Below are 12,535 nucleotides of genomic sequence, written 5' to 3' on the forward strand. Positions count from 1 at the left end.
TACGCTTCGCTATCCGTGAGGGTGGTCGTACCGTCGGTGCTGGCGTTGTTGCTAAAATCGAGAAGTAATTCTCAAAAAAAATTACACAGTATCATTTAAATAAGATATAATGTGTGGTTCGGTAGTGTTCTATTCATAGAGCACTACCTTGCCTTAAACGGCAAAATACATATCTAGGGGTATAGCTCAATTGGCAGAGCGTCGGTCTCCAAAACCGAAGGTTGTAGGTTCGATTCCTACTGCCCCTGCCAAATACTTAAGTAACTGCAATAAGCGGTACTATTAAAATGTCAAACACAAATATAACAACCGTTTCCAACACTGGCGACAAGATCAAGATCACCCTTGCTGTACTGATTCTTGCGATTGGTATTTTTGCCTATTCCTATTTTTCGGACTTGGCAAGCTACGCACGCGTGGGTATTTTTGTCGGTAGTTTGGTACTCGCAGCGATTTTAGTTTGGCTTAGCGACTTAGGTAAGCGAGGCTTAGCTTTTGCTACCGGTTCATACAATGAGATGAAGCGTGTTGTATGGCCTAGTCGCAAGGAAGTTATTCAGATGACAGGCGTTGTTTTTGCCTTCGTCTTTGTGATGTCGATTTTTTTGTGGATTGCCGATAGCTTAATCGACTGGATTCTGTACGGTGTATTTCTAGGTTGGAAATAGGGAGAGTTGGTGAGTAAGCGTTGGTATGTTCTTCATGTCTTTTCAGGCATGGAGAAGAGAGTTCAGAAGTCCTTACAGGAAAGAATTGCCGAAGCTGGTTTGGATAGCTATTTCGGTCGTATCTTAGTTCCTTCTGAGGAAGTGATGGAGAGTCGCGCCGGTCACAAATCAATCTCCGAGCGTCGAATTTTCCCGGGCTATGTTTTTATCGAGATGGAATTAACTGATGAAACATGGCATTTAGTTAAGAGCACGAATCGTGTGACTGGCTTTTTGGGTGGTACGGGTAATCGTCCAACCCCGATTTCTGAAAAAGAAGTCAATAAAATTCTATTCCAAATTGAGGAAGGTGGTGAGAAGCCACGTCCTAAGGTATTATTCGAAGTTGGTGAGATGCTACGTGTCAAGGAGGGTCCATTTGCGGACTTTAATGGTACGGTAGAAGCTGTCAACTACGAACGCAGCAAGGTCCAGGTTAATGTCACGATTTTTGGACGCATTACCCCGGTCGAGCTGGATTTTAGTCAGGTAGAAAAGGCTTAATCCGCTTTATCTGCAGATTAAGCCGTTACTATTTTTTATTAACATATGGGGAGCTTTTAATTAAGCGCCTGCACCCATTAGGAGTATCAAATGGCAAAGAAAATTGCCGGCTTTATTAAGCTACAAGTGCCCGCCGGTAAGGCAAACCCGGCGCCGCCGATTGGTCCAGCATTGGGTCAACGCGGTCTTAACATCATGGAATTCTGTAAAGCTTTTAATGCTCAAACTCAGGGCATGGAGCCAGGTTTACCGATTCCAGTGGTGATTACTGCATACGCAGACAAATCATTCACTTTCATCATGAAAACTCCACCTGCAACTATTCTTATCAAGAAAGCTGCCGGTGTTCAAAAGGGTTCTGCACGTCCTAACCTAAATAAAGTAGGTAAATTAAACCGTGCACAGTTGGAAGAAATTGCTAAAACTAAAGAACCGGATCTTACTGCAGCTGACTTAGACGCCGCTGTTCGTACTATTGCCGGTAGCGCCCGTAGTATGGGTATTGAAGTTGAGGGTGTGAACTAATGGCTAAAGTATCTAAGCGTTTACGCGCTCTCCGTGAAAAGTTTGATAGCGAAAAATTATACACTTTAGACGAAGCATTAGCGCTAGTTAAAGAAACAGCGACTGCTAAATTTGATGAGTCTATTGATGTGGCTATTCAATTAGGTATCGACCCTAAGAAATCTGACCAATTAGTTCGTGGCTCCGTCGTTTTACCTGCGGGTACGGGTAAGTCTGTACGTGTTGCCGTGTTCACTCAAGGTGATAATGCTGAAGCTGCTAAAGCCGCTGGTGCTGACGTTGTCGGTATGGAGGATTTGGCTGATGCGGTTAAGGCTGGTAACTTGGATTTTGATATCGTGATCGCTTCTCCTGATGCGATGCGCATTGTGGGTGCTTTAGGTCAAATCCTTGGTCCACGTGGCTTAATGCCTAACCCTAAAGTGGGTACAGTAACACCGGATGTAGCGACTGCAGTTAAAAATGCTAAAGCTGGTCAGGTTCAGTATCGTACTGACAAGTCCGGTATCATCCACAGTACCATTGGTCGTGCTTCATTTGAAGTCGATCAGTTAAAACAAAATTTAGCCGCTTTAGTAGATGCTTTAAATAAAGCGCGCCCCGCTTCTGCTAAGGGTGTTTATCTACGTAAAGCCTCCATTTCATCCACAATGGGTGGTGGAGCAAAGGTTGAGGTTGCTACTTTAGCAACAGCAGCCGCTAAGTAAAGAACTTTGGGCTGCGCCTCTAGGCGATTTAATCACATTGAATCACTTAGGGCGCTGCTGTCAAAGACCGCTGGAGTTTTTAAGCTCATATAGTTAAAAACTTAAAACTTATCCAGCGTAGACGGCGTCCCAACGGAAGAATTCAATTAGAACTCTGCCCTGGTACGCCGCATATGGTTGACGCAACGGGATTTTCCCACCGCGTCATTTAGATGGAGTAATCAAACCGTGAGTCTCAATCGTAATGAGAAAGCTGCCGTAATTGAAGAGGTTTCTGGCCAACTGGCTGAAGCTCAATCAATGGTAGTAGCTGAGTATCGTGGTATTGATGTCGGCTCTATCACCGTATTGCGCAAAACTGCACGTGAAAATGGTGTTTACCTACGTGTATTGAAAAACACTTTAGTTCGTCGTTCAGTTGCTGATACACCGTTTGAGGGTATCTCTGAGCAATTGACTGGTCCACTACTTTACGCAATTAGTAGTGATCCGGTGGCGGCTGCTAAGGTATTGTCCGATTTCGCCAAAACCAACGACAAGATCGTACTGAAAGCCGGTGCTTTACCGGGTAGCGTACTTGATGTTGAAGGTGTTAAGGCCTTAGCTAAAATGCCTTCTCGTGAAGAGCTATTGGCTAAACTATTGGGTACAATGCAAGCACCTGTTGCGAAGTTTGTGCGTACGCTTAACGAGGTTCCGTCTAAATTCGTTCGCGGCTTGGCTGCGGTACGTGATCAAAAAGAGTCTGCTTAATTTATTAGTAGACTGTGTGTTGACACGTAATAGATTTTTGGAAATTCGTCGATAGAATCGATAACAAAACCAGGCAAATATATTTTTTAATTTTTGGAGTTCAAAATGGCTTTATCAAAAGCAGATATCTTAGAAGCAATTGCTAACATGAGCGTGTTAGAGTTGTCTGAGTTAATTACTGAAATGGAAGAAAAATTCGGCGTATCAGCTGCTGCCGCTGCAGTTGCTGTTGCTGCTCCTGCTGCAGGCGGTGACGCCGGCGCTGCAGGTGGTGCTGAGCAAACTGAATTCACAGTATTCTTAGCTGACGTTGGTTCTTCTAAAGTTAACGTAATTAAAGCAGTGCGCGAAATCACTGGTTTAGGCTTAAAAGAAGCTAAAGACTTAGTTGATAACGCACCTAAAGAAATTAAAGAAGGCTTAGACAAGGCTGCTGCTGAAGAAGCACAGAAGAAACTTGAAGAAGCCGGTGCTAAAGTAGAACTTAAGTAGTTCCTGCTTTTAAACACCCGGAGTAGTTTTTGCTATCTCCGGGTTTTTGTGTTTTCACGAAAAACGGCCTCTAACCAGAAGAAGACGTACAATAGCATCAACTTCACTTATAATTTAGCTAGTTTATGTAGGGACTTTTCCGAGTGCCTCACACTTTACACTAAATTACACCCTGATGACAAGATGTGCGCACAGAGACGTTTTTCTTGAAGTCGCAAAACCCTCTTGATTACAAACGACTAGTAATCAGCTAACCATCTCGAGTTGGAGTGCTCATGCCTTACTCGTATACTGAACGTAAACGTATTCGTAAGAGCTTCGCTAAGCGCGAAGACATTCAAAAAGTACCAAACCTTCTAGGAACACAGCTCAATTCATATGATTTGTTTTTGCAGCAAAACGTTCACCATAGCCAACGCAAGGATGAAGGTCTACATGCCGCTTTTACCGGTATTTTCCCCATTGAAAGCAATAACGGTTTCGCTCGTTTAGAGTTTGAAAGTTATCGCTTAGAAGCCCCCGTATTTGACGTAAAAGAATGTCAATTACGTGGCTTAACCTATTGCTCCCAGTTGTATGCCACGATCAATTTAGTCATTATGGATCGTGATGCGAGCAAGCCAACGGTTAAAGAAGTTAGAAAGCAAGAAGTATTCATGGGTGAAATCCCCTTAATGACTGACACCGGTTCATTTATTATTAATGGTACCGAGCGTGTTATCGTGTCTCAGTTACACCGTTCACCCGGTGTGTTCTTTGAGCATGACCGCGGTAAGAACCAAAGTTCCGGTAAGTTAATCTTCTCAGCGCGCGTTATTCCTTATCGTGGTTCATGGCTAGACTTTGAGTTCGATGCTAAGGACAATTTATTCTTCCGTATCGACCGTCGTCGTAAAATGCCGGTGACCACGTTGTTAAAAGCCATTGGCATGAGCTCAGAGCAAATTCTGGCTGAGTTCTTTGATTTCGATAAATTCGATCTCAAAGAAAGTGGCGCTTTAATGGATTTTATTCCTGAGCGTTGGCGCGGTGAAACGGCGCCATTCGACTTAGTCGATAAGGCGGGTAATGTCTTAGTTGAGGCAGATAAGCGTATTACTGTTAGACATCTACGCCAGTTTGCGGACGCCAATATGGACGAGATTTTGGTCAATGATGAGTTTTTAGTTGGTCGTTTCTTGGCTAAAAATATCATTGATCCCGAAACAGGTGAGGTCTTAGCCGAGGCTAATGCTGAAATCTCTGAATCTTTACTCACTGCCTTACGTGCGGCTGGTATCAAAGTGCTTGAGACCCTGTATGTCAACGAATTGGAAAAGGGTCCTTATATTTCTACCACGTTGAGCACTGATGACACGCTGGATGCCAATGCGGCGCGGATTGCGATTTATCGTATGATGCGTCCAGGTGAGCCACCAACCGAAGAGGCGGTTGAGGCCCTATTTGAGCGCTTATTCTATAGCGAAGACAGCTATGATTTATCACGCGTCGGTCGTATGAAGGTAAATAGCCGCCTCCATGGCATTGATAGTGCTGAGGGCGCCCTAACACTCACCGATGACGATATTTTACAAACCATTAAGATTCTCGTTGATTTACGTAATGGTAAAGGCGAGATTGATGATATTGACCACTTAGGTAATCGCCGCGTACGTTGCGTGGGTGAGTTGGCTGAAAATCAGTTCCGCGCTGGTTTAGTGCGGGTTGAGCGTGCGGTTAAGGAACGTTTGGGTTCGGCAGAATCTGACAACTTGATGCCAAATGACCTTATTAACTCTAAGCCTATCTCAGCGGCGGTTAAGGAGTTCTTTGGTTCTAATCAGTTGTCGCAGTTTATGGATCAGACCAACCCCTTATCGGAAATTACCCATAAGCGCCGTGTGTCTGCTTTAGGTCAGGGTGGTTTAACCCGTGAACGTGCTGGTTTTGAGGTGCGTGACGTACATCCTACGCACTATGGCCGCGTATGTCCGATTGAGACGCCTGAAGGTCCTAACATTGGTCTAATCAACTCGATGGCATTGTATGCCCGTTTAAATAACTTCGGTTTTTTAGAAACACCGTATCGTAAGGTTGAAAACTGCCGCGTAACAGACGAAATCGAGTATTTATCTGCGATTAAAGAGTCTAATTACGTGATTGCGCAGGCAAACGCTGAGTTAGATGAAGACGGTAAGTTTATTGATGATCTGATTGCGTGTCGCGAAAACGGTGAAACCATTATGACGGCGCCGGAAAATGTCCAGTATATGGACGTGGCACCATCGCAAATTGTGTCCGTTGCTGCTTCATTAATTCCTTTCTTAGAGCATGATGATGCGAACCGTGCCTTGATGGGTGCTAACATGCAGCGTCAGGCAGTGCCTTGCCTGAAGCCTGAGAAGCCTTTGGTGGGTACGGGTCTTGAGCGTATTGTGGCGCTTGACTCCGGTACTACGGTACAAGCGAAACGTGGTGGTGTGGTTGATCACGTGGATGCACAGCGTATCGTGATTCGTGTGCATGACGAGGAGGCGCAAGCCGGTGAGGTTGGGGTGGATATTTACAATCTCACAAAATACACGCGTTCGAACCAAAATACCAATATCAACCAGCGCACTACGGTTAAACGCGGTGATGTGGTTGCGGCCGGTGATGTATTGGCAGATGGTGCTTCAACTGACTTAGGTGAATTAGCCTTAGGTCAAAATATGTTGATCGCCTTTATGCCATGGCACGGTTACAACTTTGAGGACTCAATCTTAATTTCTGAAAAGGTGGTTTCTGAAGATCGTTATACCTCCATCCATATTGAGGAATTGACGGTAGTGGCTCGTCAAACCAAGCTGGGTGATGAGTCGATTACACGCGATATTTCTAATGTGCCTGAAGTGCAGTTAAACCGTTTAGATGACTCCGGTATGATTCATATCGGTGCCGAGGTTCGTGCCGATGATATTCTGGTTGGTAAGGTAACGCCTAAATCAGAAACGCCGTTAACGCCTGAAGAGCGTTTATTACGTCAGATTTTTGGTGAAAAAGCCGCTGATGTTAAGGATACCTCTTTGCGTGTACCTTCCGGTATGAATGGTACGGTGATTGATGTACAGGTATTGACAGCCAAAGGTGAAAAGCCGGATGCACGTGCACAATCCATTATTGACGCAGAATTAGAGCGTTATCGTATTGACTTAGATGACCGTTTCCGTATTACACAAAATGATATTTTTGACCGTCTACAAAAAATCTTAGTGGGTCAGGTGGTTAATGGCGGTCCGCAAGGTCTTAAAAAGGGTAGCGCACTAAGCGCAGATTACTTAGAAAATCTGGATCCTAATTTCTGGTTTGATATTCGCTTAGCAGATGAGGATACCCAAGCCACGCTTGAACACGCCAAAGAGTCACTCGACTTTGAACGCGCTGAAATCGAGCGCATGTACGATGAGAAGCGTAAGAAATTAACTCAGGGTGATGAGTTACCGCCAGGCGTCTTGAAGATGGTCAAGGTGTACTTAGCGGTTAAGCGTCGTTTACAGCCTGGTGATAAGATGGCCGGTCGTCACGGTAACAAGGGTGTGGTTTCTCACATCGTACCTGTAGAAGATATGCCGTATATGGCGGATGGTACGCCGGTTGATATTGTACTAAACCCGCTTGGTGTGCCTTCACGTATGAATATCGGACAGATTCTTGAAGTGCATTTAGGTTGGGCAGCCAAGGGTATCGGTCAGCGTATTGATGAAATGCTTGTCGGTGAGCGTAGCAAGCAGGTGAGCGATATTCGCGCCTATCTTGAAAAGGTGTATAACGACGTTGGTAGAAAGGAAAAATTAGATAGCTTGTCCGATGAGGAAGTTATCGAAATGGCGCACAATCTACGTGACGGTTTACCGTTAGCAACACCGGTGTTTGACGGTGCGGTTGAGGCGGAAATTCAGCATATGCTGAAGCTAGCCTATCCGGATGAGATTAAAGAGCGTTTAGGTCTGACTGAAACACGTACACAAGTGAATCTGATTGACGGTCGTACAGGTGAGCCATTTGATCGTCCAGTCACGGTAGGCTATATGCACTATCTGAAACTGCATCACTTAGTGGATGATAAGATGCACGCCCGTTCTATTGGTCCATACTCACTGGTGACTCAGCAGCCATTAGGTGGTAAGGCGCAGTTCGGTGGTCAGCGTTTTGGTGAGATGGAGGTGTGGGCACTTGAAGCTTACGGCGCTGCCTATACGCTACAAGAAATGTTAACCGTTAAGTCGGATGATATTGCAGGTCGTACGAAGGTTCACGAAAACATCGTCAAGGGCGAGCATTCAATTGATGCGGGTATGCCTGAGTCCTTCAACGTCTTGGTTAAAGAAATTCGATCACTGGCTCTCAATATGGAGCTGGAGGGTAAAAAATAATGAATGGTTTATTAAGTCTATATAAGCAAATTGCCCCTGATGAGCAGTTTGATGCAATTAAAATTGGTATCGCTTCACCGGAAAAGATCCGTTCGTGGTCTTACGGTGAGGTGCGTAAGGCTGAAACCATCAACTACCGCACCATTAAGCCGGAGCGTGACGGTCTGTTTTGTGCCAAGATTTTCGGCCCGACCAAAGACTATGAGTGTTTGTGCGGTAAGTATAAGCGCTTAAAGCATCGCGGCATTATTTGTGAAAAGTGTGGCGTGGAAGTAACTGCGGCCAAAGTACGTCGTGAGCGTATGGGGCATATTGAACTAGCCAGTCCCGTTGCCCATATTTGGTTCTTAAAAAGCCTGCCTTCTCGTTTAGGTATGGTGCTTGATATGACCTTGCGTGATATTGAGCGCGTCTTATACTTTGAGGCCATGTGCGTGATTGAGCCAGGCATGACGCCGTTACAGCGCGGTCAAATCATGACCGAAGAGGAGTACAACAATAAGGTCGATGAGTACGGTGATGAGTTCGTTGCGCTGATGGGCGCTGAGGCCATCCGCGAGTTATTGCGTACGCTAGATATCGATAAAGAAGCGGAAACCTTACGCGAAGAGCTTAAAATAACGACCTCTGAAGCTAAGCTTAAGAAAATTTCCAAACGTCTTAAAGTGGTTGAGGGCTTCCAAAAATCGGGGATTAAGCCTGAGTGGATGATTCTTGAGGTGTTACCTGTGCTGCCACCGGATTTACGTCCTTTGGTACCGCTTGATGGTGGCCGTTTCGCGACTTCGGATCTGAACGATTTATACCGTCGCGTCATCAACCGTAATAACCGTTTGAAGCGTCTGATTGAGTCTTATGCGCCTGATATTATCGTACGCAATGAAAAGCGTATGTTGCAGGAAGCGGTTGACTCGTTGATGGATAATGGTCGTCGCGGTAAGGCCATGACGGGTCAGAATAAGCGTCAATTAAAGTCACTTGCCGATATGATTAAGGGTAAGGGCGGTCGCTTCCGTCAGAACCTGTTAGGTAAGCGTGTGGATTACTCCGGTCGTTCGGTGATTGTGGTCGGTCCGCAGCTTAAACTACATCAATGTGGTTTACCGAAATTGATGGCGCTAGAGCTCTTTAAGCCATTTATTTTCCACCGTTTAGTGGCGATGGATTTAGTGGCAACGACAAAAGCAGCCAAGCGCTTAGTGGAGGCTCAAGAGCCGGTTGTTTGGGATATTCTTGAGGAAGTGATTCGTGAGCACCCGGTACTATTAAACCGTGCGCCAACGCTTCACCGTCTTGGTATTCAGGCCTTTGAACCGGTACTGATTGAGGGTAAAGCGATTCAATTGCACCCGCTAGTGTGTGCGGCCTTTAACGCGGACTTTGACGGTGACCAAATGGCGGTACACGTGCCCTTATCGATTGAAGCACAGGTAGAATCGCGTACCTTGATGTTAGCGTCTAATAACATCTTATTCCCAGCCAGTGGTGAGCCTTCGATCGTACCTTCTCAAGATATTGTGTTAGGTCTTTACTACACCACTCGTTCACGTATTAACGGTAAGGGTGAGGGTAGCTTCTTTGCTGACCTGAATGAATTGCATCGTGCCTACAATACCGGTGCGGTTGAATTACAAAGCCGTATTACGGTGCGCTTAAATGAGTGGGTTAAGGATGCAAACGGTGAGTTCCAGCCGCAATTAAAACGTGTTGAAACTACGGTTGGTCGTGCTTTGCTGTCTGAAATTTTACCTAAGGGTCTGCCGTTTAGTGTTATCGACAAAGCGCTGACTAAAAAGGAAATTTCTAATTTGGTGAGCCAAGCTTATCGTCGTTGTGGTCTGCGAGAAACCGTTATTTTTGCCGATAAACTGATGCAGTCCGGTTTCAGTTTAGCGACTAAAGCGGGTATCTCCATTGCAGTGGACGATATGCTAGTGCCTGCTGCTAAAGTCGATATCTTGGCGCAAGCCTCTGAAGAGGTTAAAGCCATTGATAAACAGCACTCATCCGGTTTGGTAACAACCCAAGAGCGTTATAACAACGTGGTTGATATTTGGGGTAAAGCCACTGAGCGCGTCACGAAGGTGATGATGGAGCAATTAGCCACTGAAAAAGTGCTGAATCGCTTTGATGAAGAGGTGGACCAAGAGTCATTTAACTCCATTTATATGATGGCTGACTCCGGTGCTCGAGGTTCGGCGACGCAGATTCGTCAGTTAGCGGGTATGCGAGGCTTGATGGCTAAGCCGGACGGTTCAATTATTGAAACGCCGATTACTGCAAACTTCCGTGAGGGTCTGAACGTACTTCAGTACTTTATTTCAACCCACGGTGCGCGTAAGGGTCTGGCCGATACAGCGTTAAAAACTGCGAACTCAGGTTACTTAACTCGTCGTCTTGTTGACGTGACTCAAGACTTGGTGATTATTGAGGACGATTGTGGTACCACCAATGGCTATATGATCAAAGCCAAGGTTGAGGGCGGTGAAATTATCGAACCTTTACGCGATCGCGTCTTAGGTCGTGTCGCTGCCGCTGATATTATTAATCCAGATACGCAAGAGACAGTGATCACAGCTGGCACCATGCTAGATGAGGATGCGGTTGAGTTAATTGATAAACTCGGCATTGACGAGGTTAAGATTCGCACGCCATTGACATGTGAAACACGTCATGGTTTATGTGCTCAATGTTATGGTCGCGATTTAGGTCGCGGTACACTAGTGAACCGTGGTGAGGCAGTGGGTGTGATTGCTGCTCAATCTATTGGTGAGCCGGGTACTCAGTTAACCATGCGTACCTTCCACATCGGTGGTGCGGCCTCACGTACTGCCAGCGTGTCTAGCGTTGAGACGAAGTCTAACGGTAAGGTGGCTTTCTTGGCCTCGATGCGTTATGTGACCAATAGCAAAGGCGAACGTATTGCGATCTCTAATAACGGTGAGCTATTAATTGTTGATCCGACGACTGAACGTGAACGTGAGCGTCATCGTGTACCTTATGGTGCGACGGTGATGGTTGGTGACGGTGATGAGGTAAAAGCAGGCGCTAAATTAGCTACTTGGGATCCATTAACTCGTCCGATTGTGTCTGAGTATGCGGGTCAGGTGAAATTCGATAATATCGAAGAGGGCGTGAACGTAGCCCAGCAAACTGACGAAGTGACCGGTTTATCGACCTTAGTCGTGATTACACCTAAGCGTGCTACACGTGCCAATGTACGTCCGCAGATCAAGATGTTGGATGAGAAAGGTGAGGAGCTTAAAATCCTCGGTCCAAACAATACCAGCCATAGCGTAGCGATTAGCTTCCCGGTCGGTGCCTTGATTCGAGTACGTGATGGCCAGGAGATCGGTGTGGGTGAGATCGTGGCTCGTATCCCTGTGGATTCTCAGAAAACCCGTGATATTACCGGGGGTCTACCACGTGTGGTTGAGCTATTTGAAGCCCGTTCACCTAAGGATGCCGGTATTCTTGCTGATGTTTCCGGGGTGGTTTCCTTTGGTAAGGACACTAAAGGTAAGCAGCGTTTAGTGATTACTGATACCGATGGTCAGCCGCATGAATTCTTGATTCCTAAGGAAAAGCATATTCAGGTACAAAATGGTCGTGTGGTTCACCAAGGTGAGTTAATTGTTGACGGTCCTGCTGATCCGCATGATATTCTGCGCCTCAAAGGTATTGAGATGCTTGCTCAGTACATTATTGATGAGGTACAAGAGGTTTATCGCTTACAGGGTGTGAAGATCAACGATAAGCATATTGAAGTGATTGTGCGTCAGATGCTACGTCGTGTGGTGGTTGAGGATGCTGGGGATACTAGCTTTATTCCGGGTGAACAGGTGGAGCGTTCTGCCTTACTTGATGAAAACGATCGGGTTCAGGCTGAAGGCGGTCAACCGGCGACTTACCAGAACGTTCTCTTGGGTATTACCAAGGCGTCGCTATCGACCGATTCCTTCATCTCTGCTGCTTCCTTCCAGGAAACAACACGCGTTCTGACTGAAGCTGCGGTGATGGGTAAACGTGACGAGTTACGTGGTCTAAAAGAAAACGTGATTGTGGGTCGCTTGATTCCTGCCGGTACCGGTTTAGCTTATCACTTAGCACGTCATAAGAAGATCGACAGTCGTAGTGGCTTTGAGCACAGCAGTTCTACTGAACAAGAAAACCCCTTTATTGATCCGGTTTCTCTTGAAAGTGCCTTAGGTGCGACTGCAGAAGCAGTGACGACTGAGCTAGATAGCAGCAAAGAGTCAGGCCCTACTGAAGAGTAAGCTGACAAGCCATACCCTAGCTGTGAAGACTATTCTTAGATAGCCAGTAGCAGCTGGGTTCACTCATAAAAATAGCCGTTATTTACAATATAACGGCTATTTTTAGATCATGTGGTGGATTTTAAATCTGCCATCTGTCTATAGGCAATTTGAGACTTTTGCATAAAAGCAGTTAAATA

8 protein-coding genes, 1 tRNA gene and 1 pseudogene are annotated in these 12,535 nt (G+C 45.9%); all 10 read left to right on the forward strand.

What is annotated here, in order from left to right:
• A pseudogene (locus HMPREF3144_RS11365) lies at positions 1-68 on the forward strand (elongation factor Tu); the annotation flags it as partial.
• 107 nt (positions 69-175) lie between these two features.
• Positions 176-251: transfer RNA gene (locus HMPREF3144_RS02805), tRNA-Trp, on the forward strand.
• A 36-nt stretch (positions 252-287) separates the two neighbouring features.
• The gene (secE, locus tag HMPREF3144_RS02810; protein WP_018027358.1) at positions 288-668 is read left to right on the forward strand and encodes a preprotein translocase subunit SecE; all 381 of its coding nucleotides are present in this window, start codon (positions 288-290) and stop codon (positions 666-668) included.
• A 9-nt stretch (positions 669-677) separates the two neighbouring features.
• Entirely contained in the window at positions 678-1,211 is a 534-nt protein-coding gene (gene nusG, locus HMPREF3144_RS02815; protein WP_026156960.1) for a transcription termination/antitermination protein NusG, read from the forward strand.
• 90 nt (positions 1,212-1,301) lie between these two features.
• Complete coding sequence (gene rplK / locus HMPREF3144_RS02820; protein WP_018027360.1) at positions 1,302-1,736, forward strand: 50S ribosomal protein L11; 435 nt, start codon at positions 1,302-1,304, stop codon at positions 1,734-1,736.
• Positions 1,736-2,443 (forward strand): 50S ribosomal protein L1, encoded by a 708-nt coding sequence (rplA, locus tag HMPREF3144_RS02825; RefSeq protein ID WP_070476290.1) that lies wholly within the window; start codon positions 1,736-1,738, stop codon positions 2,441-2,443. Before rplK ends, rplA begins: the two co-directional genes overlap by 1 nt.
• A 228-nt stretch (positions 2,444-2,671) precedes the next feature.
• A complete protein-coding gene (gene rplJ / locus HMPREF3144_RS02830) occupies positions 2,672-3,196 on the forward strand; it encodes a 50S ribosomal protein L10 (RefSeq protein ID WP_018027362.1) in 525 nt (174 codons plus the stop codon).
• A gap of 105 nt (positions 3,197-3,301) precedes the next feature.
• Positions 3,302-3,688 carry a 50S ribosomal protein L7/L12 gene (gene rplL / locus HMPREF3144_RS02835; RefSeq protein WP_018027363.1) on the forward strand — a complete coding sequence of 129 codons (387 nt, stop codon included), beginning with the start codon at positions 3,302-3,304 and terminating at the stop codon, positions 3,686-3,688.
• Positions 3,689-3,963: 275 nt separating this feature from the next.
• Positions 3,964-8,079: a DNA-directed RNA polymerase subunit beta gene (gene rpoB, locus HMPREF3144_RS02840; RefSeq protein ID WP_070476292.1), complete on the forward strand. Its 4,116-nt coding sequence runs from the start codon at positions 3,964-3,966 to the stop codon at positions 8,077-8,079.
• Entirely contained in the window at positions 8,079-12,356 is a 4,278-nt protein-coding gene (gene rpoC, locus HMPREF3144_RS02845) for a DNA-directed RNA polymerase subunit beta' (protein WP_070476294.1), read from the forward strand. Before rpoB ends, rpoC begins: the two co-directional genes overlap by 1 nt.
• Positions 12,357-12,535: the final 179 nt, after the last annotated feature.

The sequence above is a fragment of the Oligella sp. HMSC05A10 genome, assembly GCF_001808335.1.
Classification (GTDB): domain Bacteria; phylum Pseudomonadota; class Gammaproteobacteria; order Burkholderiales; family Burkholderiaceae_B; genus Oligella; species Oligella urethralis.